Below are 15,484 nucleotides of genomic sequence, written 5' to 3'. Positions count from 1 at the left end.
GCCCCCTCAGCCCACCGCTTCGAGGCGCGGCACGATGCGCGGACGCGTCTCGCAGGCCGAGCGATGCTGGGCCAACTGCTCCTCGACGAAACTCGAGAACCGGCTCCGGAACAGCTCGGCCGAGAACATCTCCGCCTGCGCCCAGCATGCCTCCCGCGTGAAGTGCCCCTCCTGCTGGATGAAACGGCGGACGCACTCGGCGATGGTCTGCGGTTCGGGCGTGTCGAAGAACATGCCGGTGCGCTGCGGACCCCGGACCTGCACGGTCTCCCGCGCGCCGCCGCGGCCCAGGGCGAGGACCGGCGTGCCTTCCGAGGTCGCCTCCACCACGATGATCCCGAAATCCTCCTCGGCCGCGAAGATGAAGGCCCGGGCTGTGGCCATGAGGTGGCGCAGCTCAGCGTCGGGGACGAAGCCGGCGAACGAGACGTTGGGGCCGGCGAGTTCCCGCAATCGCGCGGCGTCCGGCCCAGAGCCTGCCACCACGAGTTCGAGATCCGGAAGCAGGGCGAACGCGCGCACCACCGCCTCGACGTTCTTGTAGGGGACGAGCCGGCTCGCGACGAGGAAGTGGTTCCCGCGCGGCCCGTCGAAACGCTGGTTCGGCAGCGTGATCGGCGGGTGGATGACCTCCGCGGTCCGGCCATAGACCTTGTGGATCCTGCGGGCGACGAAGGCGGAATTGGCGACGATCGCGTTGGGTCCGGCCGCCGTGCGGAAGTCCCACACGCGCATCCGGTGCAGGATGAGACGGGCCAGCAGGCTCTTCATGCCCGCCTCGCAGCCGCTCTCCCGCAGGTAGGTGTGCTGCATGTCCCACGCGTAGCGCATCGGCGAATGGACGTAGGAGACGTGGAGCTGGTCCGGCCCAGTCAGCACCCCCTTCGCGACAGCGTAGCTGCTGGAAATGATCAGATCGTAAGCCGAGAGGTCGAATTGCTCGATCGCCAGCGGCATGAGCGGCAGGTAGCTCCGATGCCGCGTCCGCGCGAATGGCATCCGCTGGATGAAGCTGGTCTGCGCGTGCGTGTATCCCAGCCGCGCCCGGTCTTCCGCCGGCAGGAAGTCGAACAGGGCGTAGACGTCCGCCTCGGGGTAGATCCTCAGCAGCTGCTCGAGCACGCGCTCGGCGCCGCCGACGACATACAACCAGTCGTGAACAATCGCGACACGCATCACAGCTTCCTCGTCAGTGCGCCGGACGCGGGAAGAAAGAGTTCCGTCCTGCCGGTCTCACGTATGGCAGCGATCACAGGCACACGCAGGAAGGTAGTAGGATCATGACCCATAAAGAAGAGGTCAATGTGCTGAGATAGGCTCGAAATAGCGGTCGATTAGGTCGACAACACGCGCTGTAAACTTAATTTTTGTAAATCATTAGGGTTAACTATACGATGGCATCGGCATCTCTCCCGGGGAGCGAAGCCGCCCGGCCGATGCAATCCCGTGCATAGACCCCGAAGCGGTGCCGATCAGGGAGCGAGAGCCGCGGGCAGGGGGGCTGTGCGCGAGCGCCGAGTGAAGAGCCGACGCAGGGCGGCGATCATCGGGGTCTCGACGGAGCGGAACAGCAATTCGCCGATCGCCGCGGAAGCCGCGAATGCCATCACAAAGATCAGGGCGGCGCGCCCGAAGCCGGGCGCCGCGAGGGGTGCTGCGAGCTTGGCCGCGGTATGCAGCATCAGGTTGTGGATCAGATAGAAGGAGTAACTGGCGTTCCCCTGCGACAGGAGCCAGCGCGAGCGCAGGGCCACGCCGCCTCGCTCCAGGAGCAGCATCGCTCCGACGACCAGTACAGCCGCGGAGCCCCAGACAAGCGGCCGGGCGAATCCGCTCAGCTCGGGTTCAAGGCCGAGYGCACCGGCGACGACCTGACCGCCCAGGACGAGCACCACGGCCGCCGCCAGGGCGGCGCCCGCCACCCGGCGGACCGGAAAGCCGGCAGCCGGGGCACCAAGATGCAGATAGGCGTAGCCGAGCGCGATGCCGGCGGCGAACTCGATCACGATCGGCTTGGTGTAGTAAGCCCAGTAGAGTCCCGGCACCGGCACCAGCCCGAGCAGGATCAGCGCCAGGAAGATCGAGGCCGCCCCGAGCGCCCGCCCGGCCCGCGTCGGCACGAGCAGCAGTCCCGCGAAGACCACATAGAAGAACATCTCGTAGTTCAGGGTCCAGCCGACGGAGTTCAGCGGTTCGATGTACCCACCCCTCGAGAAGGGCAGGAACAACAGCGACTGGATGAGATAGTCGGGCTGGAACGTGACGATCCCGATGGGCTTCAGCCCGGTCAGCGCGATCAAGGCCAGTCCGATCGTAACGAGCCAGTAGACCGGCACGACGCGCGAAGCCCGGCGCAGCAGGAATCCGCCTGGGCGCTCGCCGCGTCCGTCGGTGCTCACGAACATGATGAAGCCGGACAGGACGAAGAACACGTCGACGCCCGAAGCGCCGAAGGCCAGGAGATCCGGCCGCGGCAGGACGGGACCGACGTAGAGGCCGAAATGCGTCAGGAACACGAGATACGACGCGACGGCGCGCAGGATTTGCAGATTGTAGATCATGGCGCGCCGGCCGATCGTTGTGGGAGGCCGCCTGGCATGGGCGGAGCCGCCTTATGGCCGATGCCGCCCCCGCGCGTCACGAACACTTCTGAATCGTCCTAAATGGGCGGTCCCATAGAATTCATGATTCTCGACGTGTTCACACGCATTATTTGTCTATTTTGAAAAGTTAAAGGGCGTGCAGCCGGGAAATCCGGCGCTGGAAATCGATTGTAAAGGTTCCGGGTCGGAGAGTGTGGTCCTGGCAGCCGCCGGTCCGCATCGGTGTGCCGCGCAGCCCCCTGCGATCATTCGCCGGCGCTTATTTACTATTAATCAATAGATAATTTGACGGACGGCCGATCCATTCAATAGCGTACTGATCGCTGGATTTAGGAGTAGCGCCTTGAACATCGCCCAAGACATACGAGAGATCCTGGCCGCGAACGAAGCGTTCGCCGGGAAGGCGGATCAACTCACCGAGGACGACAGCCTGTTCGATCTCGGGCTGGATTCGTTCGGTTCGGTGCAGCTGATGCTGGCGCTCGAGGAGCGTTTCAACATCGAATTTCCCGACGACTTGCTGAATCGCAAGTCGTTCTCGACGATCCGCGCGATCCGCGAAGCCGTCTCGTCCCTGGTTCGGCAGGAAGCCGCATGAGCACCCTGGCCGGGCGCGGTGAGCGAGCGGCGGCGGTGGCGGCGCGCCACGCCGACGCCGTCGATCGCGAGGGCCGCTTCCCCGCTGAAGCGGTCGCCGCCCTGAAGACCGAGCGTCTTCTGGGTCTCCAGATTCCCGGGCAGTTCGGCGGCGAGGGCGCCGGCCTGTCGCAGATCGCGGAGCTGTGCAGCACGCTCGGGCAAGCCTGCAGCGCGGCCGCGATGGTTTTCGCGATGCACCACATCAAGGTGTCGAGCCTCGTGACGCACGGGCTCGACAGCGCATGGCATGGCCAGTTGATGGAGCGGATCGCGCGTGAGCAGTTGCTTGTCGCGTCCTCGACGACCGAGGCGGGCATCGGCGGCGACCTGCGCAACAGCCTCTGCGCCGTGGAGACGACCGGTGAGGTCTTCGCCTTCGGCAAGGACGCGTCGGTGATCTCGTACGGCGCCCATGCCGACCTGATCCTCGCCACCGCCCGGCGCCATCCGGACGCCGCGACGTCCGATCAGGTCCTCGTGGCGCTGATGGCCGATCAGATCTCCCTCGTGCGCACCGGCAACTGGGATACCCTCGGCATGCGCGGGACCTGCAGCGAGGGCTATCGCCTAGAGGCCCGGAACGTCCCGGTCGAGCAGATCCTTCCGAAGCCGTTCGCGGAGATCGCCGCCCAGTCGATGCTGGCCTCCTCGCACCTGTTGTGGAGCAGCGTCTGGTACGGGATCGCGACCTACGCGCTCGATCGCGCCCGCGCATTCGTGCAGGCCGAGGCCCGGAGCCGGCCCGGTCAGGTGCCGCCCACGGCGCTGCGCCTCGCCGAGGTCTCGAACGCGCATCAGGCCATGCGGAGCGCGGTCGTCTCTGCCCTGCGCCGCTTCGAGGATGCGCATGGCGACGTCGACACGATCGGCTCCCTCGGCTTCTGCGTCATGCTCAACAATCTGAAGGTCACCGTCTCCGACATGGCGGTCGACATCGTGCGGCGGGCGCTCGCGATCGTCGGGCTCGCCGGATACCGGAACGACACGCCGTACAGCCTGGGACGGCCGCTGCGCGACGTTCTCTCCGCGCCGCTGATGATCGGCAACGATCGGATCCTCGCCAATACCGCCAAGCTTCTGCTCGTGCAGAAGGGCAGCGGCCAGCTCATGAGCGCGTGATGGAATCGCTTTCCTCTTCCCCCGGCGAAGTCCTTCTCGAAGCCGAGGAGGACGGCGGTCCGACGTTCCTGGACCGCCTGTTCGACCATGGGCTCCTGATCCGTACCGGCGTCGACGGCCTCTACGGCCGCAGCGGCGACTTCGAGAGCGTCGTCGATGCCCTGGACCGGATGATCACGCGCCTCGGCGCGGCCGAGGAGGCCGAGGTGCTGCGCTTCCCGCCCGCCATGAGCCGGCCGGCCTTCGAGCGCAGCGGTTACCTGAAGGGTTTCCCGAACCTCGCCGGGACCGTGCATAGCTTCTGCGGCGACCCGGGCGGCCACGCCGAGATCCTCGCCTGTCTCGAGGCCGGAACCGACTGGACGGGCCAGCAGGCGGCGACCGACGTCGTCCTCACGCCCGCGGCCTGCTACCCGGTCTACCCAGTCGCCGCAGCCCGGGGCGCGCTGCCCGCCGCGGGCCGCCTGTTCGACCTGCAATCCTACTGCTTCCGCCGCGAGCCCTCGCTCGAGCCGACGCGGATGCAGCTCTTCCGGATGCGTGAATACGTGCGCATGGGCAGTCCCGAACAGGTGTTGGCCTTCCGCGAGACCTGGCTCGAGCGGGGCACCGCGATGATCCGCGCCCTCGGCCTGCCCCTCGCCATCGACGCGGCCAACGATCCGTTCTTCGGGCGTGCCGGGCGGATGCTCGCCAACAACCAGCGCGCCCAGGGCCTGAAGTTCGAGCTGAACGTCCCGGTCAACAGCGTCGACAAGCCGACAGCCTGCCTCAGCTTCAACTACCACCAGGATCATTTCGGGAGCACCTGGGACTTGCGTCAGGCCGAGGGTGGGGTCGCCCATACGGCCTGCGTGGGATTCGGGTTGGAGCGGATCACCCTGGCGCTCCTGCGCCACCACGGCCTGGACCTTGCCGCGTGGCCGGAAGCCGTGCGCGCCGAGCTGTGGGGCTGAGGGCGGTGACCGCCGCGCTGCGCCTTCCGGAGGGTCTTGGGGCTGCGGGTGAGCATGTTGCGCACCCCCTCCACGATCCCGGCCGGGATTGGCCGGAAACCAATTGCTACGTCGATCTCTGGATCGAATTGCTGCACATCCGCGGCCTCGCGCCGGAGGCGATGCTGGGATTCACCCTGCGGCAGGATTTCGAGGGCGACCAGTTCACGTTCTTCAAGCCGCCGCCGGCCGACCTCGAACGGCTCTACGGCGTGGAGGTTCTGGAACTCGCGGTCTACGCCGGCCTCGAGGCCCAGGCCCTGATCCAAGCGGAGGCGGGCCGGCCCGTCCTCGTCGAGGTGGACGCGATCTATCTCCCCGATACGCGGGGCACCACCTACGGCCGGGAGCACGCCAAGACGACGATCGGCATCCTGGCGCTCGATCCGGCGGCGAGGGAACTCGATTACCTCCACAATGCCGGCCGATTCCGCCTCTCGGGGGCGGACTACACCGGGATCTTCGGGCCGGCGACGCTGCCGCCCTACGCCGAGTTCGTGAAGACGGCGGCACCGCCCCTGAATCCCGCGGACCTGACGGGCGCTGCCCTGGACCTCCTCGCGCGGCATCGCGCCCGGGCGCCCCGGCGCAATCCCGTGCTGGCCTTCCGCGACACGCTCGCCGCGACGGCCCCGGACCTGGTCGGCCGGCCGCTCAGCGTCTTCCACGCCTACGCGTTCAATACGACCCGCCAGCTCGGCGCGAACTTCGAGATGCTCGCCAGTCACCTCGCGTGGCTCGGATCCCGGGACGCCGGCGGGTTTTCGGATGCCGTCGCGGCCGCTGCCGACCTCAGCCGCGAGGCGAAGGCCTTCCAGTTCCAGCTCGCCCGGGCCTTCCACCGCCGTGCGGCGGAGGGCCTGGCGCCGCGCCTTGACCGCCTCGCGGCGACCTACGACCGCGTCTTCGCGTCGCTCGACCGCGTCCTCGGCGGCTGAGCGGCGCGATGGCCCGCATCCTCAGCGTCGGCGACCGGGGGAACGAGATCCCGTCCGAGCCCTGGCACCTCGCCATGACGCAGCCCGGCGCCTGTGCCGGTCCGGGGGATCTCGATGGGGTGACCGACTGGATCGCCGCCACCGTGCCGGGCACCGCTGCCGCCGCCCTCCGCGCGGCCGGGCGCTGGAACGAGGCTGCACCGACGCCGATCCACGACCGCGACGTCTGGTATCGGACCCGGCTCGCCGGAAACGGCCGGGTCCGGCTCCGCCTCGAGGGGCTGGCAACGCTCGCCGAGGTCTGGCTCGACGGCGTGCCGATCCTCTTCACCCGCTCGATGTTCGAGGAGCACGTCGTCGAGGCCGAACTCGGTGCCGCGTCCGACCTCGCCCTGTGCTTCCGCGCGCTCAAGGCCGAACTCGATCGTCCGGCCAAGCGCGGGCGCTGGCGGCCGCGGATGATCACGCCGGGATCCCTGCGCCACCTGCGCACCAGCGTCCTCGGGTTCATGCCCGGCTGGTGTCCGGAGATCGACCTCGTCGGCCCCTACCGGCCGATCACCGTGGAGGCCCTGCGCCCCCGCGTCGCGGCCGCGGATCTGCGCCCGGTCCTCGACGGGGACACGGGTCGGCTGACGGCGCGTCTTCGGATCGAGGGGCCGGCCGGATCCGTCGCGCTCCTGTGCGACGGCTGCGAGGCGTTCCTCGAGGAGATCGAGCCCGGGCTGTTCGCGGGCGCGCTTGCGCTGCCCGGCATCGCGCCCTGGTGGCCGCATACACACGGGATCCCCCATCTCTACCCGGTCGCGGCATCCGTGGACGGCACGCGCGTCGACCTGGGTCGGGTCGGCTTCCGGACCCTATCGCTGTCCCGGCCCTTCGAGGAGGGCCTGTCGATCGCGGTCAACGGCGTTCCGGTCTTCTGCCGCGGCGCCACCTGGATGCCGCCGGATCTCGTCGGTCTCGGCACGGAGGGGGATGCGGAACTGCTCGACCTCGCCCGAGAGGCCGGGATGAACATGCTGCGCGTCCCCGGCACGACGCTCTACCCGGCTTCAAACTTCTACGAACTCTGCGACGAGCGCGGCATCCTGGTCTGGCAGGACCTGATGCTCGCCAACTTCGACTACCCGCACGACGACCCCACCTTCGCGGCCCGGCTCGCGGATGAGGTGACGGGGTTTCTGGACCGGACCCAGACTTCGCCGTCGTTGTGCGTGCTCTGCGGCGGAAGCGAGGTCTGGCAGCAGGCCGCGATGCTCGGCGCGCCACGCGCCGTCTGGGCCGACACCTTCTGCACGGCGACCCTGCCGGGGCTCGCCGCGGCCCTGAGGCCAGACCTGATCGTCCTGCCGAACTCGCCGTCCGGCGGCGATCTGCCCTTCTCGCCGCGGGCGGGCTGCACCCACTATTTCGGCGTCGGCGCCTATCGTCGCCCTCTCGAGGATGCCCGCCGGGCAGAGGTAGGCTTCGCCAGCGAGTGTCTCGCCTTCGCGATCCCGCCCGACCCCGGCACGCCCGGTCCCGCAGGGCCGATCGATCCGGACTGGTCGGCCGGCATCCCGCGGGATCGGGGCGCCGACTGGGACTTCGAGACCGTGCGCGACCACTACGTCGGCCTGCTCTACGGCGTCGATCCGGCCGCGCTCCGCATCGGCGATCCGGAGCGCTACCTCGAACTCGGCCGCGCCGCCGTGGCCGAGGTCATGGAGGCGACTTTTGCGGAGTGGCGCCGGCCGCGTTCGCAGACTGCGGGGGGACTGGTTCTCTCCCTGCGCGACCTCGGACCCGGTTCGGGCTGGGGCGTCATCGATCGGACGCAGCACCCGAAATCGGCGTGGTACGCGCTCAAGCGCGCCTTCCGACCCGTTCAGATCCTCATCACCGACGAGGGACTCGACGGTCTGCACCTCCACGTCCTCAACGAGACCGCGGCGATGCAAGCGCTCACCGTCGCTCTGACGCTGTCGGATGCCGGCGGTCGGGTCGCGGCCCGCGCCGAGCGCGCCATCGTTGTCGGAGCCCGGGCCGCCGTCACGTTGACCTCCGCCGACCTGCTGGGCCGCTTCTTCGACGCCACCCACAGCTACCGCTTCGGGCCTCGGATCCACGACGTGGCGCACGCGCGGCTGACCGGAACCGATGCACGCCTCATTGCCGAGAGCTTCCACTTTCCGGGCCGTCGCCCGACCGACCGCGCGGTCGTCGGCCTCCGGGCCGAGCCGGTCGCGACGGCGGACGGTCCGGCCCTGCGCGTCAGCACCGAGCGGCTCGCCTGCAGTGTCCAGGTCCGGACTTCGGCGGCGCAGCCGAGCGATAACGGGTTCCACCTCGCGCCGGGAGCGACCCGGATCATCACCTTTGCCGGCAGGACCCAGGTTCCGCGCGGGTCCCTCCGCGCGATCAACAGCAACGAGATCGTGGAATTCGGACATGACGGATGAGGTCGGTTCCGAGAGGGCAGCCGCCTCGGGCTTGCGCGGCCCAAAACCGGTGACGTTCGAGGGCCTGTTCGGCTGGTTTCATCCGGCCGCGGGACGGCGCGGCGTCGTCCTCTGCGGGGCGTACGGCTTCGAGCAGATGGCCGCGTACCGGCCCTGGCGGGCGCTGGCCGATAATCTTGCCGTGGCCGGCTGCCCGACCCTGCGCTTCGACTACCCAGGCGAGGGCGACTCGGCCGACCTCGAAGAGCCGCGCGTCGCGGCCTGCGTCGCAGCGATCGGCCAGGCCGTGCGGTTCTTGCGCGCGACGGCCGGCGTGACGGAGGTCGTTCTCGTCGGCCTTCGCCTGGGGGCGACCTTCGCGGCCCTGGCGGCCCGGGACGAGGCTGTCGACCGCCTCGTCCTGCTGGCTCCGGTGGCGACCGGGCGGGCGTACCTGCGCGAGATGCGGCTGCGCGCCAAGACGATCGGGCGCCTTCCGGACGGCTCGGCCCCACGGGAGGAGCCGGACGGTCTGACCGTTGGTGGCTTCCGGATGGGTCGCGCCTTTCTCGGCGACCTCGCGGACCTGTCGCTCCCGCGGCTCGAACGGGCGCCGGCCGGCCACATCCTCCTCCTCGCGGCGGAGGCCCGGGCGCTGGCCGGCCACCTGAGCGGGCTCGGCTGTGCCGTCGCGACCGGACCGTTCCCGGGTCTCGCCGCGCTCGTCGCGGACCCGATCTTCTCCGAAGTCCCGGCGGCGGACTTCGCGCAGGTGGTCGCCTTCGCGACGGACGGCGTGAGGGAGCCCACGGCCGGCTGCACTCCTGTCATCGGCCCGAGCCCGGCCCGCATGAGCGGTCCGGCCTGGGAGGAGGAGGCGATCCAATTCGCACAGGGCCGGTTCGGGATCCGCTGCCGGCCGCATCGAGCGAATCTCGGCGCGCCCACCGTCGTCTTCGTCTGCACCGGCATGACGGTCCATTCCGGCTGGGGCCGGCAGACGACGGATCTCGCCCGACGCCTCGCGGCGGACGGGGTGGCCTCGTTCCGCTTCGACTCCCTGGGCATCGGCGACAGCGACGACCGCTCCGACGATCGCAAGCCCCTCTTCGCCCCCGACGGGTTCGCCGATGTCGTCGCGGCCGTCGACCGGATCGTCGGTGCTGGTGGCCCGATCCTGCTCGTCGGCGGCTGCAGCGGCGCCTACGCGGCCTTCCACGCCCTCTGGCGGGACCGGCGGGTCGACGGGGCGCTGCTGCTCAACCTCTATTGTTTCGATTGGGACCCCGATCAGGATCTCGACCGGGTGATCCGTCAGACCTTCGGCAGCGCGTCGACCTACGCGGCGCTGCTGACGCAGGGGGCGACATGGCGCCGCCTGATCCGTGGGCAGATCCGCATCCACGCCATCGGCAGCGCCTTGGTCCGGCGCGGCGCCGAGGCCGCGATCCGGCGCCTGCGCCGGGCGTGGCGCCCCGGGGTACCCGGAGGCTCTCCCGCCCGGCGCATCGCCACCCTCCGCCGGCGGGGCGCCGAGATCCGCCTGCTCTACAGCGCGGGCGACCCCGGCCTCGCGGCCGTCCGCAGCCGGCTGGGACGCTCGCCGGGCCGGGCGGATCGGCGCCTCGGCGCGCCTGTGACGATCGTACCGGATGCGGACCACAATTTCAGTTCCCGCCAAGCCCAGATCCGGGTCGAGGAGGCGCTGCGCGAGTTGCTCCGGGCGGTCAAGCGAGCCGAGGCGGTCCGACCCGACAGGGCGGATGTCGCCGCATCCGGTCCGTTCCTCACTTTGGCGAGCCGGACGTGACCTGGTTCACACGCCGCTCGGCGCTCGTCCTGACGGCGGGTGCCCTGACGGCCGGCGCATTGGCGGCGGACCGCGCGGTCGCCGCCGCTCCGCTGCACCGATGCGAGGACCTGATCGACTCGATCGGCGTCAACGTTCATCTCGGACATGGCGGCAGCCCCTATGTCGACCGATTCGCCGACTGCGCCCGCGCCCTCGACGAACTCGGCATTCGTCACCTGCGCGACGACATCGTGCTCACCGGCGACGAGCCGGCGGGGCAATTCGAACGGATCGCGTCCCTGGCAGGTCGCCGCTTCCGCTTCAGCCTGATCTTCTATGACGGGCTTACGCCGGGGCCGCGGGTGCCACCGAATCGGTTTGCCGAGATCGCCCGGTGGGCCGGTGACGGGCTCATCGTGGCGGAGGGCGGTAACGAGCCTCCCGTGGCCGCGGGGCCGGATCGCGCGCGCCTCTCGGCCGATCACCAAGCCGCCTTGTTCCGCGCGGTGCGGACGGAGGCCCGGTTCCGGGGTGTGCAGGTTGCCGGCCCGAGCTACATTCAGGGCAACGTCGCGGCGGCGCGGAACCTCGCGGCGGTGGTCGACCTCGGAAATATTCACCCGTATCCGGGCGCCGAACATCCGGAAACGGAAGCCGGCGGCAGCCTCGCCCGCTTCGTCGCCGCATCCAGGCCCGTCTTCGGCGCCGCGCCGATGATCGCCACCGAGACCGGCTATCACACCGCGCTCACCACCGGCAGCGCCCACCTTCCGATCTCGGAGGGTCTCCGAGCCCGGTACATGCCGCGGCTGCTCCTGTGGAGCTACCTGCAGGGGATCCGCCGAACCTACCTGTACGAGTTGATTTCCAGCTTCGATCGCGGCGACACGGACCCCGAGAGCCATTTCGGTCTCATCGCCCACGACGGGCGGCCGACCCCGGCCTTCGCGGCGGTGCGCAACCTCGTCCGCCTCTTCGCCGCGCCGGGCGGCGAGCGTGACGCCGTCCCGGCCGATCGCGACGTCTCGCTGTCCGCCGCCGTCCCCGACCTCGTCTCCGGACATTTCGTGCGGCGGGACGGGGCGACGCTCATCCCCGTCTGGCTGGGCCTCGACGGATGGGATCGGCGGAGCCGCACCGTCCGTCCGGACGTGCACGCCCGATCTGTCGAGATCGGCCTCTCGCGTCAGCCGCGGCAGGTGCGCCTTCACCGTTTCGACGACGACGGCCGCGTGAGCGTCGTCGCCCTTCCCGCCGACAGGCGCTTTTCGGTCCAGGTCACCGATCGGCTCGCGGTGGTCGAACTGAGCTAGCGGATCGCGCCGGAGGTCGGAGCCGGCGTGGTCCGCGACCGCACTGATGGATCGCGTCACTTCTGAAATCGGGGGCACCGCGTGGACGAGCCTCTGAAGGCTTGCAGGCAGATCGGACACCGATGGGCCGCCGCAGGCCGAGACGCCCGTCCGCATCATCGACGATCACGGACATCGATCTCATGCTGAGCTACTTGGGGGATCAGATCATCGGCCTGACCCTGGCGGTCTTGAACGCGCTCGCACCGCTCGAAGTCCACGTGCAGACCGGTGTTGCGTACGCCGAGGGAACTCAGCATCGGGCCGACATCTACCGCTCGACGGCGGCGGGAGCGCGCCCGGTGGTCGTCTTCCTCTACGGGGGCGGATGGCGGACCGGATCCAAGGACGAGGTCGCCTATGTCGGCGCGGCCTTGGCGCGCCGGGGGTTCGTGGTCGTGATCCCCGAATATCGGCACGTCCCGGCCGTAGGTCTCGCGGACATCCTTGCCGACAACGCCGCCGCGGTCGCCTGGACTCTCGCGCACGCCGCCGAGTTCGGCGGCGACGCCCGCCGTGTCGTCGTCGCCGGCCATTCCTCGGGCGCCTGGGCTGCGGCAATGCTGGGACTCGACCCGACTTGGCTCGAGCACGCCGGCTCAAGTCCGGTGAAGCTCGCCGGCATCGTTGGTCTGGCGGGACCGTATGCGAGTTCGGCGCTGACCCAACCCCTGGATCGTCAGGTCTTCGCGGGCAGCGATCCGACGTTGCAGCCGATCAACCATGCCGCGGGTCGACATCCCGCCATGCTCCTGCTCACCGGGGCGGCGGATCTGGATGTGAATCCCTCCGGAACCCTGGCGCTCGCGCGCGAACTGCAGGCCTACGACGGACATCAGACCACGAAGGTCTACGATGGCCTCGGCCACGGACAGCTCATCCACGCCATGAGCTTCCCGTTCGATCTGAGCCTTTCGGTCGCCGACGACGTCGCGCAATTCGTTGCCGCCGCGCACGCCGATCCGTGACATCACGCACCCTAGGGGCGCCCGAGCCCATGCTCCGAGGCCGGACGGCGACCGGTCTGCTGGAGACCGGCTGCGCGGGTGCAGGTCCGGCCGCCGTGCGCACCGCGATCTGGCACGGGGCTAATGGTAACCCGGTGCCCCGACTCCGACCTTGCCGCGGAACAGCCAGTAGACGTAGCCGGTATAGACCAAAACCATCGGCACCAGCACCACGGCGCCGGCGAGCAGGAAGGCTTGGCTGCTGGGGTGGGTCGCGGCGTCCCAGATCGTGATCGTCGGCGGGACGATCATCGGCCAGAGGCTGATCCCGAGGCCGACATACGACATCAGGAACAGTCCCAGGGCGCAGAGGAACGGCGTCACCTCGGCCCGCCGATCGAGGGCGACGAAGAAACGCCACGCCAGCAGCGCGACCAGAGCCGGGACCGGGGCCGCCATCATCACGTTCGGCCAGGACAGCCAGCGGGCTCGAAAGGCCTCGCTCAGGATCGGCATGGCGGCCGACACGACGGCGATGGCCGCCAGGGTGGCGATGCCGAGGGGACGCGCCCACCGATAGGCCCGGAGCTGGACCTCGCCCTCGGTTTTCCAGATCAGCCAGCAGGCGCCCAGCAGGCCGTAGCCCGCCACCAAGGCCAGCCCCGTGACCACCGAGAACGGCGTCAGCCAGTCCCACCAGCCGCCCGCGTAGGCGCGGCCCTCGACCCGGATCCCCTGCACCAGGGCACCGAGGCAGATGCCCTGGCAGAACGTCGCCACGTAACTGCCCCACGAGAACGAGCGATCCCAGGCGCTCTGGGCTCCCGGCGTGGCGGCTCGGAAGCGCATCTCAAAGGCGACACCGCGAAAGACGAGCGCCAGGAGCATCAGGATCAGCGGCATGTAGAGGGCCGGCAGGATCGTGGCATAGGCCAGCGGAAACACCGCGAACAACCCACCGCCCCCGAGGATTAGCCAGGTCTCGTTGCCGTCCCAGACCGGGGCGACCGTATTGACCATGACATCCCGCTCCGCCTTCCCGCGGAAGGCCGGGAACAGGATGCCGACCCCGAGGTCGAAGCCGTCCATCACCACGTAGAGAAAGACCGCGGTGGCGATGAGGAGCGCCCAGATGAGCGTGAGATCGACGGACATCGGGCCTACTCCGCGGGCTGGGCGAGGGGACGGCCGGCGCTCTGCCCGCCGGAGACGAGGGCGGGGGCGGGCGTGATGCCGGCGGTGCGGATCGGTTGACCCGGGGGCGGCCCGGGTTCGTGGGCGTGCGGCACCTGATCGAACAGGTGCAGGAGGTACCAGATGCCCGCGCCGAACACCGCGAGGTAGACCGCCGCGAAGGCCGCCAGCGAGGCGGCGACCGCCGGGGCGGCCACCGGCGAGACGCTGTCGACGGTGCGAAGCATGCCGTAGACGGTGAAGGGCTGGCGGCCGGCCTCCGTCACCGTCCACCCGGCCGTGACGGCGATGAGACCGGATGGTCCCATGGCGACGGCGAAGCGGTGGAGCCAGGGCGTGTCGTAGAGCTGCCCCTGACGACGAAGCCAGAGCGCGGCCAGACCGAGGGCGATCATCAACAGGCCGAGGCCGACCATGATCCGGAACGACCAGAACACCAGGGGCAGGTTGGTCGGCCACTGGTCCCGCGGCATGGCCTTGAGGCCGCGGACCTCGCCGTCGAGGTCGTGGGTCAGATAGAGGCTGGCCAGTCCGGGGATGCCGATCCGGTCCCGCACGGCGCCCGCCTCCGCATCCGGCCAGCCGAACAGGATCGCGGGGGCGCGGCGCTCGGTGTCGAAATGCCCCTCCATGGCGGCGACCTTGGCGGGCTGGTGTTCGTAGGAATTGCCGCCGTGCAGGTCGCCGATCACCAACTGGGCCGGTGCCACCACGGCCGCCATCCACATGGCCATCGAGAACATCAGTCGCGCCCGCGGATTGGCCCGGTTCCGCAGCAGATGCCACGCGCCCACGGCGCCGACGATCATGGCGGTGGTGAGGTAGGCGCCTGTGACCGTATGGGCGAAGCGGTAGGGGAAGGACGGGTTGAACACGATCGCCCACCAGTCGGCCGGAGCGAAGCGCCCGTCCGGCCCGACGACATGCCCGGTGGGCGTCTGCATCCAGGAATTGGCCGACAGGATCCAGAACGCGGAGGTCAGGGTGCCGACGGCGACGAGGCAGGTCGCCAGGAAGTGCAGCCCCTTACCGACCCGTTCCAGGCCGAACAGCATGACGCCGAGGAAGCCGGCCTCGAGGAAGAAGGCCGTCAGTACCTCGTAGCCGAGGAGGGGGCCGAGCACTGGCGCCGTCCGGTCGGAGAAGACCGACCAGTTCGTGCCAAACTGATAGCTCATGACCAGACCCGAGACGACGCCCATGGCGAAGGCCACGGCGAAGATGCGGAGCCAGTATCGGTAGGTGTCCAGATAGACGGCCTGGCCGGTCCGCAGCCAGAAGCCTTCCAGCACGGCGAGGTAGCTCGCGAGACCGATGGTGAATGCAGGAAAGAGGAAGTGCCAGACGACGGTGAGCGCGAATTGGGCGCGCGCGAGATTGACTGCGCTCGGCAGTTCGAGAGCTGACATCGCGATCTCCAGGAGCGGACGGATCAGCTTTGCCGCAGTGCAGGAGGCAGCTCCTTGATTCAGCGCAAAGCCG

At 69.5% G+C, this 15,484-nt stretch carries 12 protein-coding genes; 8 read left to right on the top strand and 4 right to left on the bottom strand.

What is annotated here, in order from left to right:
- Positions 1 to 6: 6 nt before the first annotated feature.
- Positions 7 to 1,176: a glycosyltransferase gene (locus AC1DXK_RS05695; protein ID WP_457104992.1), complete on the bottom strand. Its 1,170-nt coding sequence runs from the start codon at positions 1,174 to 1,176 to the stop codon at positions 7 to 9.
- A gap of 296 nt (positions 1,177 to 1,472) precedes the next feature.
- A complete protein-coding gene (locus AC1DXK_RS05690; protein ID WP_457104991.1) occupies positions 1,473 to 2,561 on the bottom strand; it encodes an acyltransferase family protein in 1,089 nt (362 codons plus the stop codon).
- 385 nt (positions 2,562 to 2,946) lie between these two features.
- On the opposite strand from AC1DXK_RS05690, the gene AC1DXK_RS05685 reads away from it, so the two are divergent.
- The 8 genes from AC1DXK_RS05685 (at position 2,947) to AC1DXK_RS05650 (ending at position 12,829) form a co-directional block, all read left to right on the top strand.
- Complete coding sequence (locus tag AC1DXK_RS05685; RefSeq protein ID WP_457104990.1) at positions 2,947 to 3,201, top strand: acyl carrier protein; 255 nt, start codon at positions 2,947 to 2,949, stop codon at positions 3,199 to 3,201.
- Positions 3,198 to 4,361 (top strand): acyl-CoA dehydrogenase family protein, encoded by a 1,164-nt coding sequence (locus AC1DXK_RS05680; RefSeq protein ID WP_457104989.1) that lies wholly within the window; start codon positions 3,198 to 3,200, stop codon positions 4,359 to 4,361. The genes AC1DXK_RS05685 and AC1DXK_RS05680 overlap by 4 nt, the downstream gene beginning before the upstream one ends.
- Entirely contained in the window at positions 4,361 to 5,317 is a 957-nt protein-coding gene (locus tag AC1DXK_RS05675; protein ID WP_457104988.1) for an amino acid--[acyl-carrier-protein] ligase, read from the top strand. The genes AC1DXK_RS05680 and AC1DXK_RS05675 overlap by 1 nt, the downstream gene beginning before the upstream one ends.
- Before the next feature lie 5 nt (positions 5,318 to 5,322).
- A complete protein-coding gene (locus AC1DXK_RS05670) occupies positions 5,323 to 6,294 on the top strand; it encodes a DUF1839 family protein (RefSeq protein WP_457104987.1) in 972 nt (323 codons plus the stop codon).
- An 8-nt stretch (positions 6,295 to 6,302) separates the two neighbouring features.
- Complete coding sequence (locus AC1DXK_RS05665; RefSeq protein ID WP_457104986.1) at positions 6,303 to 8,738, top strand: glycosyl hydrolase 2 galactose-binding domain-containing protein; 2,436 nt, start codon at positions 6,303 to 6,305, stop codon at positions 8,736 to 8,738.
- Positions 8,728 to 10,527: an alpha/beta fold hydrolase gene (locus AC1DXK_RS05660; RefSeq protein ID WP_457104985.1), complete on the top strand. Its 1,800-nt coding sequence runs from the start codon at positions 8,728 to 8,730 to the stop codon at positions 10,525 to 10,527. The genes AC1DXK_RS05665 and AC1DXK_RS05660 overlap by 11 nt, the downstream gene beginning before the upstream one ends.
- The gene (locus AC1DXK_RS05655; protein WP_477297126.1) at positions 10,524 to 11,822 is read left to right on the top strand and encodes a hypothetical protein; all 1,299 of its coding nucleotides are present in this window, start codon (positions 10,524 to 10,526) and stop codon (positions 11,820 to 11,822) included. Before AC1DXK_RS05660 ends, AC1DXK_RS05655 begins: the two co-directional genes overlap by 4 nt.
- Before the next feature lie 182 nt (positions 11,823 to 12,004).
- Entirely contained in the window at positions 12,005 to 12,829 is an 825-nt protein-coding gene (locus tag AC1DXK_RS05650) for an alpha/beta hydrolase (RefSeq protein WP_457104983.1), read from the top strand.
- A 120-nt stretch (positions 12,830 to 12,949) separates the two neighbouring features.
- Here the strand turns inward: AC1DXK_RS05650 and cydB are convergent, their stop codons facing one another.
- Positions 12,950 to 13,963, bottom strand: a complete 1,014-nt coding sequence (gene cydB, locus AC1DXK_RS05645; RefSeq protein ID WP_457104982.1) for a cytochrome d ubiquinol oxidase subunit II — start codon at positions 13,961 to 13,963, stop codon at positions 12,950 to 12,952.
- Between the two features lie 5 nt (positions 13,964 to 13,968).
- The gene (locus AC1DXK_RS05640; protein ID WP_457104981.1) at positions 13,969 to 15,411 is read right to left on the bottom strand and encodes a cytochrome ubiquinol oxidase subunit I; all 1,443 of its coding nucleotides are present in this window, start codon (positions 15,409 to 15,411) and stop codon (positions 13,969 to 13,971) included.
- Between the last annotated feature and the right edge of the window lie 73 nt (positions 15,412 to 15,484).

Source organism: Methylobacterium sp. P3_A11 (genome assembly GCF_056403155.1).
Note: the sequence above shows the minus strand (reverse complement) of the source record. Positions and strands in the feature narration are given on the sequence as shown.

Excerpts from the sequence above, each read along its gene's own strand:
- AC1DXK_RS05695 (WP_457104992.1), bottom strand. The coding sequence starts at position 1,176 with ATGCGTGTCGCGATTGTTCACGACTGGTTGTATGTCGTCGGCGGCGCC.
- AC1DXK_RS05680 (WP_457104989.1), top strand. The coding sequence starts at position 3,198 with ATGAGCACCCTGGCCGGGCGCGGTGAGCGAGCGGCGGCGGTGGCGGCG.
- AC1DXK_RS05675 (WP_457104988.1), top strand. The coding sequence starts at position 4,361 with ATGGAATCGCTTTCCTCTTCCCCCGGCGAAGTCCTTCTCGAAGCCGAG.
- AC1DXK_RS05665 (WP_457104986.1), top strand. The coding sequence starts at position 6,303 with ATGGCCCGCATCCTCAGCGTCGGCGACCGGGGGAACGAGATCCCGTCC.
- AC1DXK_RS05660 (WP_457104985.1), top strand. The coding sequence starts at position 8,728 with ATGACGGATGAGGTCGGTTCCGAGAGGGCAGCCGCCTCGGGCTTGCGC.
- AC1DXK_RS05650 (WP_457104983.1), top strand. The coding sequence starts at position 12,005 with ATGCTGAGCTACTTGGGGGATCAGATCATCGGCCTGACCCTGGCGGTC.
- cydB (WP_457104982.1), bottom strand. The coding sequence starts at position 13,963 with ATGTCCGTCGATCTCACGCTCATCTGGGCGCTCCTCATCGCCACCGCG.
- AC1DXK_RS05640 (WP_457104981.1), bottom strand. The coding sequence starts at position 15,411 with ATGTCAGCTCTCGAACTGCCGAGCGCAGTCAATCTCGCGCGCGCCCAA.